Origin of the sequence: Rhabdothermincola salaria, assembly GCF_021246445.1 — a bacterium.
Lineage (GTDB): Bacteria > Actinomycetota > Acidimicrobiia > Acidimicrobiales > Acidimicrobilacustridaceae > Rhabdothermincola_A > Rhabdothermincola_A salaria.
On record NZ_JAJQXW010000005.1, the window covers coordinates 64,011 to 77,678 of the forward strand.

The following is a 13,668-nucleotide window of genomic DNA, read 5'->3' on the forward strand; positions in this document are numbered from 1 at the left end:
GCCCGGAGCGCCGTCAGCCGTGGCGCAGCTGACGGCGAAGGACGGCGGAGGCCGCCCCGAGCAGGACCACCGCGAACCCGGTGAGCACGGCGAGGGAGCCGGCGATGTCGGCGACGCCTCCACCGTCGAAGACCAGCCGCTGCCAGGCGACGATCGCCCAGTAGTGGGGGACGGCGTGGGCGATGGCCAGCATCGCCGGGGGGAACACCTCGATGGGGACCATGCACCCCCCGAGGGCACCGAGGGTGATGCCCACGATGGGCGCGAGGTTGCCGACCTTGTCCTCGTCGCGCCCGATGGCGCCGACCAGCAGGCCGGCGCTGGCCCCGACGGCGGCGAAGGCCACCGTGAGCAGCGCCGCGCCCCACGGGTCGCCCCAGTCCACGTCGAAGAAGAGGGCGCCGATGCCCAGGATGAGCAGCGACTGGACGAGGGCGATGGCGAACCATCCGGTGGCCATGCCCACCAGGACCGTGGTCGTGTCGGTGCGCAGCGAGGCCACCCGACGCAGGATCCCGGCCCGGCGGGCGAGGACGAGGTAGGCGCCACCGGACAGCGACGTGATGAACACGAACAGCACGAGGTTCTGGGGGGCGACCAGGGAGAAGCGGCTGATGTCCCGGGTGCCACCGCCCCCGATGTCGACCATCTCGACGTCGCGGCCGCCATCGCCGCCCTGACCGACGCTGAGGGCGGCGGCGAAGGCGTCCGGGAACGACCCGCCGAGCCCGTCGACCACCACCCTCGCCGCCCCGGCCCGAGCGGCCACGGCGTCGACGGCCCCGCTCACCGCCACCCGAGCGGTGAGCGCGGCCTGGTCGCTGGCGGAACCGAGGAAGGCGATCTCCACCTCCCCGCCCCCCGCCACGGTGTCGTCGAGATCGCCCGGGACGACGACGGCTGCCGACACGTCGCCTCGCCGGATGGCGGCATCGGCGCGGTCCGCGTCGGGGTAGTCGGTGATCGCCACCCCCTCGGCCTCTTCGAGCTCGGCGACGAAAGCCTCCGAGACCGGGCCCGTGGCGGTGTTCACCACGCCGATTCCCACGCGCCCCTCGCCGCCGAAGGCGCTCCCGATGACCACGATGACCAGGATCGGTAGGACGACCATGAACAACAGCGCCGTACGGTCCCGGCTGAGCGACCGGAACAGGACGGCGACGAAGGCCCACACCGCCCTCAGCCGGCTCATGGCGCCATCAGCCGGTGGACGCGGGCGAGGCCGATCGTCCCGAAGACCACGCCGAACCCGACCAGCACGGCGACGGTCGTGGCCAGCTGGGTGGGGTCGGCGGTGCCGGCCGCCAGCTCGGTGAAGGCCCGCAGGGCCCACCCGTTGGGGGTGAGCAGCGACGCCTGTTCCAGCACCCCGGGGAGCTGGCCGGGACCGAGGAAGTTGCCCCCCAACAAGGCGAAGGCGAAGGCGACCAGCGCGGTGTACGACTCGGCCTGTTGAGGGGTGCGGGCGAGAGAGGTGACGAGGGTGGCCACCCCGGCGATGGCGATCACGGTGGCGACCATGAGCACCACCACCCCGGCCGGGTTGCCCCAGCCGGCGCCGAACACGACCGAGGTGACCACCCAGACGGTGACGAAGCCGGCGAGACCGAGCGCCGCCACCGAGGAGGTCTTGCCGGCGATCACCGCGCCCGGCGGGGTGGGCCCGGACAGGAGGCGGACCAGGGTGCCGTCGGTGCGTTCGGCCAGCACCGAACGGGCGGCCAGGCCGACGGTGAAGAACAGGAAGAGGATGCTCATGGCCGCGCCGTAGTAGGCCGCCGGCGAGATCTCGTCGCGGTCGACGTCGAGTTGGCCGAGGCCGAGGGGCGACGCGGCATCGCGAGCGGCCTGGAGCAGGTCGGCGGACGGAGCCGTCCCGGTCAGGTCGGTGGCCAGCGCGGCGGCGGTGGCCACCTGGAGGACACGACCGGCCACGCTGGTGGCCACCGACTCGGCCACCTGGCCGGCGATGGTGCGTCCGGGATTGCGCAGCACCACGAGGGAGGACGGGGTGGGGGTCTGCGCCGCCGCCTCGTAGCCCTCGGGCACCACGATGGCGGCGTCGACCTCGCCGTCGTCGACCGCCGCCTCGGCGGCGGCGCGACCGTCGAGACGGGTGAAGGTCACCGCGGAGGCGTCTTCTGACGGCTGGTCCGGCGAACCACCGTCGTCGGCGAGCAGTCCCGACACGATGGCGGCGGACGTCTCGGACCGGTCCATGTCGACCACCGCCACCTCGAAGCGGCTGGACGTGGCGCCGCCGATGAGCGTGCTGAACACCACGGCGAAGACGAGCGGCCCGGCGAAGGCGGTGAGCAGCGCCGAGCGGTTGCGGATCCGCCGTCGCAGATCCGACCCGGCGACGATGCCCGTGGCCCGGCTGCCACCGGGTGGACGCAGGTCGGGGTGGGTGGCGAGGGCGGGATCGGCGCGGCCGCTCATGCCCGGTCCCGTAGCGCCTTCCCGGTCAACTGCAGGAACACGTCCTCCAGATCCGGTTCGTCGATCTCGACGCCGGTGATGGACGTGCCGGCGTCGTGGACCGCCTCGACCACCTCGGAGAGCACGGCGGCGGCGTCGACGGCCACGACCGTGACGGTGGTGGCGTCGGCGAGGTCGGCGGCCACCACGCCGGTGACCAGGCGGCATCGCTCGGCCACCGAGGCACCGTCGCCCAGCACCTGCACGGTGATGCTCTCGCGACTGCCGATCCGTTCGACCAGCTGCGCCCGGGTGCCTTCGGCCACGAGGCGTCCGTCGTCGATGATGCCCACCCGGTCGCAGAGGCGCTCGGCCTCTTCCATGTAGTGGGTGGTGTAGAGCACGGCGAGGCCTTCGCCACCGAGCACCTCGATCGACTCGAGGATCTGGTTGCGGCTCTGGGGGTCGACGCCCACGGTGGGTTCGTCGAGGATCAGCAGGCGGGGCCGGTGCAGGAGGCCCACCGCGATGTTGGCTCGCCGCTTCATGCCCCCCGAGTAGGCGTCGACGCGGTCGGCGGCGCGGTCGGTGAGGCCGACCACGTCGAGCACCTCGGTGATGCGGGCATCGAGCGCTCGGCCGTCGAGGCCCTGGAGACGGCCGAAGAAGCGCAGGTTCTCGGTGGCCGAGAGGTCGGGATAGAGCGCCACGTCCTGGGGGACCAGGCCGATGGCGGCCTTGGCCTGGCGATCGCCCCGGCCCATGGTGTGCCCGGCGACGGTGATCGTCCCTGCGTCGGTGCCGAGCACGCCGGCGACCATCGAGATGGTCGTCGTCTTGCCGGCACCGTTGGGACCGAGGAGCCCGTAGGTCTCGCCCGGCGCGATGGCGAAGGACACGCCGTCGACGGCCACCCGGTCTCCGAAGCGGCGCACGAGCCCTTCGACGCGCAGCACGAGCGGGTCGTCCCGTTCAGCCATGCCCGGCGACCCTAGTGGCGGGTCGGGCAGGTGTTCGTCCGCCCCCGATGGAGGCCGATCGGCCGTCGGTCGAGGGGAAGGGGGCCGCCACGGGACGCCCGGAATCGGGGTGGGGGGCGGCTGGTAGGTTCTCGGCCCTATGCGTCTCGCCGTGTTGGCCTCGGGTAGTGGCACCATCCTCGACGCCATCTGCTCGGCCGGGATCCCCGTCGCCCTGGTCGTGGCCGACCGTCCCTGCGGGGCGCTCGACGTGGCCGCCAGCCACCGGGTCGAGTCCGAGCTCGTCGAACGCAAGAGCTACGCCAAGGACTTCGACCGCGACGGCTACACCGCCGAGCTCATCGGCGTGCTCCGGGGCTGGGACATCGACCTCGTCGCCATGGCCGGCTTCGGCACCATCCTCGGCAAGGACCTGTTCGAGGCGTTCCCCGAGCGGATCCTCAACACCCACCCGGCGCTGCTGCCCAGCTTCCCCGGCTGGCACGCCGTCGACGACGCCCTCGCCTACGGGGTCAAGGTCACCGGCTGCACCGTGCACCTGGCCACCGAGGAGGTCGACGCCGGCCCGATCCTGGCCCAGGAGGCCGTCCCCGTCCTCGACGACGACACGGTCGAGACGCTCCACGAACGCATCAAGGGCGTCGAGCGACGCCTCTACATCCAGACGATCTCCGAGATCCTCGAGAGGGGGAGTGTCCGGTGAGGGCTCTTCTGTCCGTGTACGACAAGACTGGTGTGGTCGATCTGGCCCGTGCCCTGCACGAGCTGGGCTGGGACCTCGTCTCCAGCGGCGGCACCGCCCGGGTGATCGCCGAGGCCGGCGTGCCCGTCACCGACGTGGCCGACCTCACCGGCGTGCCCGCCATCCTCGGGCACCGGGTGGTCACCCTGCACCCCAAGGTGCACGGCGGCATCCTGGCCGACCCGACGAACGCCGAGCACCGCGCTGACATGGCCGAGTACGGCATCGAGCCCATCGACCTCGTCGTGGCCAACCTCTATCCGTTCTCGGCCGAGCCCTCCATCGAGCTCATCGACATCGGCGGGCCGGCCATGGTGCGTGCTGCGGCCAAGAATTACGCGTTCGTCGGCATCGTCACCGACCCCGGCCGCTACGACGAGGTGGTGGCCGAGCTGCGCGCCGGCGGCGCCCTCTCGGCCGACACCAAGCGCGGCCTGGCCCGCGACGCCTTCGCCCACACCGCCGCCTACGACGCCGAGATCGTGGCCTGGTTCGACGCCGGCATGCCGGCCCCCGGCTCGGCCGGCACTGGCGCCGACGCGGCTGCCAGCGGCGACGCCGACGCCGACGCCCTGCCCGAGACGCTCTCGCTCACCCTCGACCGGGCCCAGGTCCTGCGCTACGGCGAGAACCCCCACCAGGTCGGCGCCCGCTACACCACCCGCGGCCGGCAGGGCTGGTGGGAGACCGCCACCCAGCACGGCGGCAAGGAGATGAGCTACCTCAACGTCTACGACACCGAGGCGGCCTGGCAGCTCGTGCACGCCCTCGGCGACGGCCCGGCCGCCGTCGTGATCAAGCACGCCAACCCGTGCGGCGTGGCCGTGGCCGACGACATCCTCACCGCCTACACGCGGGCCCACGAGTGCGACCCGGTGTCGGCCTTCGGCGGCATCGTCGCCGTCAACCGTCCCGTGACCCTGGCCGTCGCCGAGGCCCTCGGCCCGGTGTTCACCGAGGTGCTGGTGGCCCCGGCCTACGACGCCGACGCCCTCGCCCTCCTGCAGGAGAAGAAGAAGAACCTGCGCATCCTCGAGGCCACCGCCCCGGCTGTGCCCGAGCTCACGCTGCGTTCGGTCGACGGCGGCTACCTGGTGCAGACGGCCGACCACGTCACCGTCGACCGGTCGGCCTGGCGGGTGGTCACCGACCGCCAGCCCACCGAAGCCGAGTGGGCCGACCTCGAGCTGGCGTGGCGGGTGGTCGCCAAGGTCACCTCCAACGCCATCGTGCTGGTCAGCGACGGCGCCGCCGTCGGCATCGGCTGCGGCCAGCAGAACCGCCGCGACGCCGGCAAGCTGGCCGGCGAGAAGGCCGCCGGTCGGGCCGCAGGAGGGGTCTACGCCTCCGACGCCTTCTTCCCCTTCCCCGACGGTCTCGACGGGGCGGTCGAGGCCGGCGCCACCTGCGTCATCCAGCCGGGCGGCTCCATCCGCGACGACGAGGTCATCGCCGCCGCGAACGAGCACGGCCTGGCCATGGTCCTCACCGGTGAGCGCCACTTCCGCCACTGACGCCCGGCCCCCTCGGTCCACCGGCGAGCTGGGCTGGCACACTGGCCCCATGAACGCACCGGTGACCGGGTTCAGCCACGTCCAGCTGCGGGTCGGCGACCTCGAGCGGTCGCGCCGCTGGTACGAGACGGTCCTCGGCATGGAGGCCTTCGTGGAGCTGCCCGACACGGTGGCCCTGCGCAACCGTGAGGCCCGACTGGTCGTGGTCCTCTCGCCGGCCGAGCGCCTGGAGGCGGCCAGCTCACCGCTCGACCACATCGCGTTCGGTGCGCCGGACGGGGAGTCGCTCGAGGTGTGGGCCCGGCACCTGAGCGAGGCGGGCATCGCCCACGAAGGGGTCGTGCTCGAGCTGGGCAAGCCGTCGCTGCAGCTGCTCGACCCCGACGGCAACGCCGTCGAGCTGGTCGCCCCGGCCCCGCGCTGAACGACGAGGATCCGCAGGGCGCTCCCTGCGTCAGCGGCGCAGGAAGTCGAGCAGGTCGTGGCCGGCGCGGCCCACGAGGCGGGCCACGGCGTCGAGGGGGAGCCCGATGACGTTGGTGGGGCTGCCGTCGAGACGGGTGACGAAGAGGCCGGCGGCACCCTGCACGCCGTAGCCGCCGGCCTTGTCGTAGGGCTCGTTGGTGCCGACGTACCAGTCGATCCACCGGTCGGGCATCGCCGAGAAGGTGACCTCGGTGGTGGTGACCTCGGAGGCGACGGCGGTCGTCTCGGCAGGTGTCCACCAGGCGACGGCCACACCGGTGTGGACCTGGTGGCTGCGCCCCGCCAGCCGGGTGAGCAGTTCGCGAGCCTCGTCGGCATCGGTGGGCTTGCCGAGGAGGTGCCCATCGAGGTCGACGGTGGTGTCGGCGGCCAGGGTCACCTGGCCGGGCGCGCTGGCGACCGCCGCCTTGGTGCGGGCCAACCGCTCGACGTAGGCCGTGCCGGACTCGTCCGGTGCCACCGACTCGTCGACGTCGGGCGGGCGCACGTCGAAGTCGAGGCCCAGGTCGAGCAGCAGCGTGCGTCGGCGCGGCGAGCCCGAGGCCAGGACCAGTCGGGTGGCGTGGCGCGAGCGATCGGACATGGCGCCCAGCCTCTCATCCGCCGCCGACGAGCACGTCGGTGGCGGCGGGTGGCGGTGTCGTGGAGTCGGTGTCGAGCCACCCGTCAGGAACCACGACCGGGTGGGGTCCGGCCTGGGTCCCCCGGGGGAGGGCATCGGCGCCCGGAGGGAGCGACAGGTTCGGGTCGAGGCCGCGCAGCAGCACGTCGAGGTGGTCGAGCGACGACGCGGCCATGAGGGCTCGCCGGGTGTGGCCTCCCACCGGGTAGCCGGCGAGGTACCAGCCCAGGTGCTTGCGCATCTGCAGCACGGCCCGCGGTTCGCCGACGGCGTCGGCCAGCAGCCGGGCGTGGGTGAGGGCCACCTCGACGACGGCCCCGAGCCCGGGGGCCGGGGGCACGGGGGCGGCGGTGAACGCCGCTTCCAGCTCGGCGAAGAACCAGGGCCGACCCAGGCAGGCCCGGCCGACCACCACCCCGGTGCAGCCGGTGGCCTCGACCATGGCCAGCGCGTCGTCGGCCGTCCAGATGTCGCCGTTGCCGAGGACGGGCACCGGCGCCACCTCGCCCACGGCCTCGACCAGGGCGCCGATGGCGTCCCACCGGGCCCGGCCCGAATAGCGCTGCTCGGCGGTGCGGGCGTGCAGCGCCACGGCGGCGGCGCCGGCCTCGGCGGCCAGGCGCCCGGCGGGCAGGTAGGTGAGCCGTTCGTCGTCGAGCCCCATGCGCATCTTCACGGTGACGGGGACGTCTCCGGCGGCGCGGACGGCGGCGCTGACCACCGCGGCGAACAGGCGGGGTCGGGCCGGGAGGGCCGCCCCGCCGCCGTGGCGGGTGACCTTGGGGACCGGGCACCCGAAGTTGAGGTCGACGTGGTCGACGTGGCCGTCGCCCACCAGGCGCCGGACGGCCTCGCCCACCGTGGTCGGGTCGGTGCCGTAGAGCTGGATCGACCGGGGCGACTCGTCGGGGTCGAAGGCGGCCAGCTGCCAGGACTTCTCGCCCCCCTCGAGCAGACCGCGGGCGTTCACCATCTCGCTCACGAACAGCCCCCCGCCGAACCGGCGGCACAGGCGCCGGAAGGCGGCGTTGGTGATGCCGGCCATGGGGGCCAGCACCACGGGCACGGCCAGGTGGATCGGCCCGATCGCCAGCGGCGCGGGAGGGGTGCGGACGGCGGAGGACATCGGTCCCCCACGGTAGGGTCGGCGACCATGACAGCGCAGGTCCTCGACGGTGAAGCAGTGGCCACGGGCATCAAGGCGGACCTGGTGGCCCGGGTGGCCGCCCTGGCCGAGCGGGGCATCACCCCGGGGCTCGGCACGGTGCTGGTCGGCGACGACGGCCCCTCGGCCAACTACGTGGCCATGAAGCACCGCGACTGCGAGGCCCTGGGCATCACATCGCACCACGCCCACCTCCCGGCCGACGCCACGCAGGACGACGTGCTCGAGGTCGTGCACCGCTTCAACGCCGACCCTGCCGTCGACGCCTACCTCATGCAGTACCCGTTCCCGAAGCACCTCGACTTCGAGGCCGCCCTGCTCGCCGTCGACCCGGCCAAGGACGTCGACGGGCTGCACCCGGTCAACCTCGGCCACCTGGTCCAGGGCGTCGCCGGTCCGCTGCCGTGCACGCCGGCAGGCATCCAGGCCCTGCTCGTGCACTACGAGGTGCCCATCGAGGGCCGCCACGTGGTCATCGTGGGCCGAGGGCTCACCATCGGGCGGCCCCTGGCCAACCTGCTCACCCTCAAGCGCCCTCACGCCAACGCCGCGGTCACCGTGGTGCACACCGGTGTGGCCGACCTCGGCGCCTACACGCGTCAGGCCGACATCCTGGTGGCCGCCGCCGGCTCGCCCGGCCTGATCACCGCGGAGATGGTCAAGCCCGGCGCGGCCGTGGTGGCCGCCGGCGTGTCGTTCGAAGGCAAGAAGCTCGTCTCCGACGTGGCCGAGGAGGCCGCCGAGGTCGCCGGTTGGCTCTCGCCCCGCATCGGCGGCGTGGGGCCCATGACCCGCGCCATGTTGCTGGTGAACACCGTGGAGGCGGCCGAGCGGGCGCTGGGTCCCGGAGACGGCGGATGACCCGCATCGCCGATCTGCTGGCCGCCGGCCGGACCTGCTCGTTCGAGTTCTTCCCGCCCAAGACCGACGAGGCCGCCCGCGCCCTCGAGAAGACGATCGGCGAGCTCGAGGGCCTCCACCCGTCCTTCGTCTCGGTCACCTACGGCGCCGGGGGGTCCACCCGCGAGCGCACCCGCGACATCGTGATCCACATAGAGCGCGACACGGGCATCACCGCCATGGCCCACCTCACGTGCGCGGCCCACACCCGTGACGAGCTGGTGAGCCTGCTCACCGAGTACCGCGAGGCGGGCATCACCAACATCTTGGCCCTGGCCGGCGATCCGCCGGCCGACCAGCCCGACGACGCCCCGCTCGACGAGTTCGCCTACGCGCTCGACCTGGTGCGCCTGGTGCACGAGGTGGGCGACTTCTCGGTCGGCGTGGCCGCCCACCCCGAGGGCCATCCCCGTTCGCCGGAGATGGGATCGGATCGCCGCCACCTGGCCGCCAAGCTGGCCGAGTCCGACTTCGCCATCACCCAGTTCTTCTTCGAGGCCGAGCCCTACCTGCGCATGGTCGACGAACTGGCCGCGCTCGACTGCCACAAGCCGGTGCTGCCGGGCATCATGCCGGTCACCAACGCCAAGCAGGTGGCCCGCTTCGCCCAGCTGGCCGGCGCCGAGTTCCCGCCCCACCTGGCCGCCCGCTTCGAGGCCCTCGCCGACGACCCCGACGGCGTGCGGGCCCTGGGTGTGGAGCTGGCCACCGCCCTGTGCCAGGAGCTGCTCGACCAGGGCGCCCCGGGGCTGCACTTCTACACGCTGAACCGCTCGACCGCGACCCGCGAGATCGCCACCAACCTCGGTTTCACCGGCCCTCGCTGAACACCCGTCGGGGCCTGCCGGGAGGCGGCAACCCCTTGGTGGCCGCGACGCGAGCGCCGGTAGCCTGACCGCCTCGAGAGGCGCGCCACGGGGCGCCCGGACAGGGGGCGACGGTGGGGGACGGGCAGTGGCGGTCGGCTCAGCCGATCGCAGCACCCTCGACGCTGCCCCCGGCGGCCCCGCCGGGACCCGCGCGGCGTCGGCCGTGACCGCCTCGACGTCCGCGGAGCCCACCCGAGGGGTGGTCGGGCGCGGCGCCCGGCTCCTGGCGCGCTACGTGCGGGCCCAGCCCCGCGTGTTCGCGGTGTCCATCGTCGGCGCGGCCATCTACGCCGGGGCCGCGGTGGCCACGACCGTCGTGCTGGGACGCATCACCAACGAGGTGATCGTGCCCTCGTTCGCCGACGGTCGGGTCGAGGGCAGTGCCGTGCTCGGGGCGGCCGGCGTGCTGCTCGCCGTCGGGTTCCTGCGGGCCCTCACCATCATCCTGCGGCGCTACTTCGCCGCCCTGCTCACCTTCCGGAACCAGCGGGCGTGGCGCAAGCGGCTGAGCCGGGTGTACCTCGAAGCCCCCTTGCGCTTCCACAAGGACACCCCCACCGGGCGGCTGCTGGCCCACGCCGACAACGACATCATCGCCGCCACCGAGGTCCTCAACCCCCTGCCGTTCTCCATCGGGGTGGTCACCCTGGTGGTGTTCGCCATCGCCAGCCTGGCCACCGTCGACTGGATGCTGATGCTGGTGGCGGTGCTGTTGTTCCCCGCCCTGGCCATCGTGAACCGCCTCTACACCGCTCGGGTGGAGGTGCCCGTCGGCGAGGTGCAGCGCCAGGTGGGCCACGTCAGCCGCATCGCCCACGAGAGCTTCGACGGCGCTCTCGTCGTCAAGACGCTCGGTCGCGCCGATGCCGAGGTCGAACGCCTCGACCGGGCCGCCGACCAGCTGCGCCGGGCCCGCCTCGACGTGGGGCGGGTGCGGGCCACCTTCGAACCGGTCATCGACGCCCTCCCCAACCTGGGCATCGTCGTGTTGCTGGTCATCGGCGCCTGGCAGGTCTCGCTCGGCCGGCTCGACACCGGGCAGGTGGTGCAGGCGGTGGCGCTGTTCGGGCTGCTGGCCTTCCCCATGCGGGTCTTCGGGTTCTTCCTCCAGGAGCTGCCGAGGGCGGTCGTCACCAGCGAGCGCCTCGACCTGGTGGTCGCCACCCCGTCCGAGCCGGCGCCCGAGCCCGGCACCGCGGTCCCGCTGCCCGATGGGCCGCTGGCGGTCGCCCTCGAGGAGGTCTCCTTCGCCCACGGCAGCGGCGCCGGTTCCGTCGACGGCCCGGACGACGCCCCCGACCGGCTGGACCCGGTGCTCGACGGCGTCACCATGCACGTCGACCACGGCGAGGTGGTGGCCCTCGTCGGGGCCACCGGCGCAGGCAAGTCCACCCTGTGCGAGCTGCTGCCGCGCCTCCTCGACCCCGACACGGGCACCGTGCGTCTGGGCGGGGTCGACCTGCGAGAGGCCGACCCGGTCGCCGTGCGCGCCGCCGTGGCCCTGGTGTTCCAGGAGACCTTCCTCTTCGCCGACACCGTCCGCGAGAACGTCACCCTCGGATCCGAGGTGGACGACGACGAGCTGGAGGCCGCGGCCGCGGTCGCCCACGCCGATGACTTCGTGGCCCGCCTGCCCCAGGGTTGGGACACCGTCCTGGGGGAGCGGGGCGTGACCCTCTCCGGCGGGCAGCGCCAACGGCTGGCCCTCACTCGGGCCCTGCTGCGCCGGCCCCGTGTCCTGGTGCTCGACGACGCCACCAGCGCGGTCGACCCGACCATCGAGGCGGCCATCCTCCGGGCCCTGCGGGCCACGCTGGCGTGCAGCACCCTGGTGGTGGCCCATCGTCTCTCGACCATCGAGCTGGCCGACCGGGTGGTGCACCTGGCCGACGGGCGGGTGGTGGGCTCGGGCTCCCACGCCGAGCTCCTGGCCGGCGATCCCGTCTATGCCCGCCTGGTGCGGGCCTACGCCGACGGGATGACGTCGTGACCGTCGCCCCGCCGGACCCGGGTTCCCGGTCCGAGGACGACGGGCCCGGCCCCGGTGCCGATCCGGCGGGGGTCGACGGCCACGCCGAGCTGCTCGCCCTCGAGCACGCCGAGGCCTTCGACGACCCCGCGGCGCGGGCCCGAGCCGACCGGGACGAGGGGGCGGCCACTCCCGAGGTGGCGCCCACCGGGGTCATGGGGGCCGGCGCCATCGCCGTGCTGCGGCGCGGCCTGGCCGAGAGCCCGGAGCTGCGACGGGGGCTCAAGCTCACCGTGCTGTTCGCCGTGCTCAGCGCGGTGGGTCGCCTCACCGTACCCGTGCTCGTACAACAGGTGGTCGACAAGGGGCTGCTGGCCGACGAGGGGTTCCGCCCGGGCCTGGTCTTCACCATCTGCGGCATCGGCGCGGCGATCATCGTGGGCGTCGCCGTGTTGAGCCGGTTCACCTACCTGCGCCTGGTGTCGGCCGCCGAGGCCATGTTGCGGGTCCTGCGGGTGCGGGCCTTCGCCCACGTCCATCGGCTCTCGGCCGCCGATCACGACGAGACCAAGCGGGGCGAGCTCACGTCGCGGGTCACCAGCGACATCGAGACCATCGCCCGCTTCGCCCAGTACGGGGCGGTGGCCTGGATCGTGAACTCCGTCGTCATCACCGGGACGCTGCTGGTGATGGCGGTGTACGCCTGGCAGCTGGCGCTGATCACCGTGGTGGTGGCGGCGCCGCTGGTTCCCACGTTCCGCTTCATGCAGCGCCGTCAGCTCGTCGCCTACGGCAAGGTGCGCGAGCGGGTGAGCGAGACGATGGGCGAGGTGTCCGAGGCGGTGCAGGGCGCCGCCCCGGTGCGGGCCTACGGCCTACGGCGCCGGGCGCTCACCCGCCTCGACGACGCCATCGACCGCCAGTACCGCGCCGAGATCGGCGCCGCCCGCTGGTTCGCCCTCATCTTCCCGCTGGGCGACGCCTTCGGGGCGATCACCCTGGCCGCGGTCACCGCGGTGGGGGTCTGGTGGGGGCCGTCGTGGGGACTCGACGCGGGCGGCCTGCTCGCCGTGCTCTTCCTGGTGCAGCTCATCCTGGGCCCGGTCGGGGAGCTGGGCGAGATCCTCGACCAGACCCAGACCGCCATCGCCGGGTGGCGGCGGGTGCTCGACCTGTTGGACCAGCCGATCGATGTCGCCGAGGCCGATCCCGGCTCGCCGCTCCCGCCAGGTGCCCTGGAGGTGGCGGCCGAGGGGATCGGCTTCGGGTACCGCACCGGCCCGCCCGTGCTCCACGACGTGTCGGTGACCATCCCCGCCGGGGCATCGGTGGCCATCGTGGGCGAGACCGGTTCGGGCAAGACCACCTTCGCCCGGTTGCTCGTCCGCCTGGCCGACCCGACCGTGGGCACCATCCGCGTCGGAGGGGTCCCGCTGCCGGAGGTGGCCCCCGACGCCCGGCACCAGCGCATCCGGCTGGTGCCCCAGGAGGGCTTCGTCTTCGACACCACCCTGGCCGAGAACGTGCGGATGGGCCGTCCGGGTGCCACCGACGACGAGGTGGCCGCCGCGCTCGACGACCTGGGGCTGAGCGCCTGGGTGGCGTCGTTGCCCCACGGGGCGAACACCGAGGTGGGCGAGCGGGGCGAGAACCTCTCGGTGGGCGAGCGCCAGCTGGTCGCTCTGGCCCGGGCCCATCTGGGCGATCCGGGGCTGTTGGTCCTCGACGAAGCCACCAGTGCCGTCGACCCCCGCACCGAGCGATCGCTCACCACGGCCCTGCAGCGCCTGGCCGCCGGGCGCACCACGGTCAGCGTGGCCCACCGGCTCTCCACCGCCGAGGCCGCCGACCTGGTGCTGGTGTTCGACGCCGGGGTGCTGGTCGAGCGGGGCCACCACGACGAGCTGGTGGCCGCCGGCGGCCGCTACGGCGCCCTCTTCGCCAGTTGGCTGGGCAACACCGGTCAGGTCTCGGCCCCCCGACCCGGTGCGCAGGGGTAG

Annotated in this window: 12 protein-coding genes; 7 read left to right on the plus strand and 5 right to left on the minus strand. The window is 73.6% G+C overall.

Annotated elements, in window-relative coordinates:
* Window positions 1-13: 13 nt before the first annotated feature.
* The 3 genes from LUW87_RS16970 to LUW87_RS16980 are packed head-to-tail and all read right to left on the minus strand — an operon-like array spanning window position 14 to window position 3,401.
* Window positions 14-1,192: an ABC transporter permease gene (locus LUW87_RS16970; protein ID WP_232672390.1), complete on the minus strand. Its 1,179-nt coding sequence runs from the start codon at window positions 1,190-1,192 to the stop codon at window positions 14-16.
* Window positions 1,189-2,442 carry an ABC transporter permease gene (locus LUW87_RS16975; protein WP_232672391.1) on the minus strand — a complete coding sequence of 418 codons (1,254 nt, stop codon included), beginning with the start codon at window positions 2,440-2,442 and terminating at the stop codon, window positions 1,189-1,191. Before LUW87_RS16975 ends, LUW87_RS16970 begins: the two co-directional genes overlap by 4 nt.
* Window positions 2,439-3,401, minus strand: a complete 963-nt coding sequence (locus LUW87_RS16980) for an ABC transporter ATP-binding protein (RefSeq protein ID WP_232672392.1) — start codon at window positions 3,399-3,401, stop codon at window positions 2,439-2,441. The genes LUW87_RS16975 and LUW87_RS16980 overlap by 4 nt, the downstream gene beginning before the upstream one ends.
* A gap of 139 nt (window positions 3,402-3,540) precedes the next feature.
* On the opposite strand from LUW87_RS16980, the gene purN reads away from it, so the two are divergent.
* Genes purN through LUW87_RS16995 form a run of 3 tightly spaced genes read left to right on the plus strand, consistent with a single transcriptional unit; the run spans window position 3,541 to window position 6,081 of the window.
* Window positions 3,541-4,104, plus strand: coding sequence for a phosphoribosylglycinamide formyltransferase (purN, locus tag LUW87_RS16985; RefSeq protein WP_232672393.1), 564 nt, complete (start codon window positions 3,541-3,543; stop codon window positions 4,102-4,104).
* A 14-nt stretch (window positions 4,105-4,118) separates the two neighbouring features.
* Complete coding sequence (gene purH / locus LUW87_RS16990) at window positions 4,119-5,657, plus strand: bifunctional phosphoribosylaminoimidazolecarboxamide formyltransferase/IMP cyclohydrolase (protein ID WP_232672394.1); 1,539 nt, start codon at window positions 4,119-4,121, stop codon at window positions 5,655-5,657.
* 49 nt (window positions 5,658-5,706) lie between these two features.
* Window positions 5,707-6,081, plus strand: a complete 375-nt coding sequence (locus LUW87_RS16995) for a VOC family protein (RefSeq protein ID WP_232672395.1) — start codon at window positions 5,707-5,709, stop codon at window positions 6,079-6,081.
* A gap of 30 nt (window positions 6,082-6,111) precedes the next feature.
* Here LUW87_RS16995 and LUW87_RS17000 read toward each other — a convergent pair whose 3' ends face one another.
* Window positions 6,112-6,726: a Maf family protein gene (locus LUW87_RS17000; RefSeq protein ID WP_232672396.1), complete on the minus strand. Its 615-nt coding sequence runs from the start codon at window positions 6,724-6,726 to the stop codon at window positions 6,112-6,114.
* Between the two features lie 13 nt (window positions 6,727-6,739).
* The gene (gene dusB, locus LUW87_RS17005) at window positions 6,740-7,891 is read right to left on the minus strand and encodes a tRNA dihydrouridine synthase DusB (protein WP_232672397.1); all 1,152 of its coding nucleotides are present in this window, start codon (window positions 7,889-7,891) and stop codon (window positions 6,740-6,742) included.
* A gap of 27 nt (window positions 7,892-7,918) precedes the next feature.
* Between dusB and LUW87_RS17010 the strand changes: the two genes are divergently transcribed.
* From LUW87_RS17010 to LUW87_RS17025, 4 genes are all read left to right on the plus strand, one after another.
* The gene (locus LUW87_RS17010; RefSeq protein WP_232672398.1) at window positions 7,919-8,791 is read left to right on the plus strand and encodes a bifunctional 5,10-methylenetetrahydrofolate dehydrogenase/5,10-methenyltetrahydrofolate cyclohydrolase; all 873 of its coding nucleotides are present in this window, start codon (window positions 7,919-7,921) and stop codon (window positions 8,789-8,791) included.
* Window positions 8,788-9,657 (plus strand): methylenetetrahydrofolate reductase [NAD(P)H], encoded by an 870-nt coding sequence (gene metF / locus LUW87_RS17015; RefSeq protein WP_232672399.1) that lies wholly within the window; start codon window positions 8,788-8,790, stop codon window positions 9,655-9,657. The genes LUW87_RS17010 and metF overlap by 4 nt, the downstream gene beginning before the upstream one ends.
* A 205-nt stretch (window positions 9,658-9,862) precedes the next feature.
* Window positions 9,863-11,689, plus strand: a complete 1,827-nt coding sequence (locus tag LUW87_RS17020; RefSeq protein ID WP_232672400.1) for an ABC transporter ATP-binding protein — start codon at window positions 9,863-9,865, stop codon at window positions 11,687-11,689.
* Complete coding sequence (locus tag LUW87_RS17025) at window positions 11,686-13,668, plus strand: ABC transporter ATP-binding protein (RefSeq protein WP_232672401.1); 1,983 nt, start codon at window positions 11,686-11,688, stop codon at window positions 13,666-13,668. The genes LUW87_RS17020 and LUW87_RS17025 overlap by 4 nt, the downstream gene beginning before the upstream one ends.

Excerpts from the sequence above, each read along its gene's own strand:
- LUW87_RS16970 (WP_232672390.1), bottom strand. The coding sequence starts at position 1,192 with ATGAGCCGGCTGAGGGCGGTGTGGGCCTTCGTCGCCGTCCTGTTCCGG.
- LUW87_RS16975 (WP_232672391.1), bottom strand. The coding sequence starts at position 2,442 with ATGAGCGGCCGCGCCGATCCCGCCCTCGCCACCCACCCCGACCTGCGT.
- LUW87_RS16980 (WP_232672392.1), bottom strand. The coding sequence starts at position 3,401 with ATGGCTGAACGGGACGACCCGCTCGTGCTGCGCGTCGAAGGGCTCGTG.
- purN (WP_232672393.1), top strand. The coding sequence starts at position 3,541 with ATGCGTCTCGCCGTGTTGGCCTCGGGTAGTGGCACCATCCTCGACGCC.
- LUW87_RS16995 (WP_232672395.1), top strand. The coding sequence starts at position 5,707 with ATGAACGCACCGGTGACCGGGTTCAGCCACGTCCAGCTGCGGGTCGGC.
- LUW87_RS17000 (WP_232672396.1), bottom strand. The coding sequence starts at position 6,726 with ATGTCCGATCGCTCGCGCCACGCCACCCGACTGGTCCTGGCCTCGGGC.
- dusB (WP_232672397.1), bottom strand. The coding sequence starts at position 7,891 with ATGTCCTCCGCCGTCCGCACCCCTCCCGCGCCGCTGGCGATCGGGCCG.
- LUW87_RS17010 (WP_232672398.1), top strand. The coding sequence starts at position 7,919 with ATGACAGCGCAGGTCCTCGACGGTGAAGCAGTGGCCACGGGCATCAAG.
- metF (WP_232672399.1), top strand. The coding sequence starts at position 8,788 with ATGACCCGCATCGCCGATCTGCTGGCCGCCGGCCGGACCTGCTCGTTC.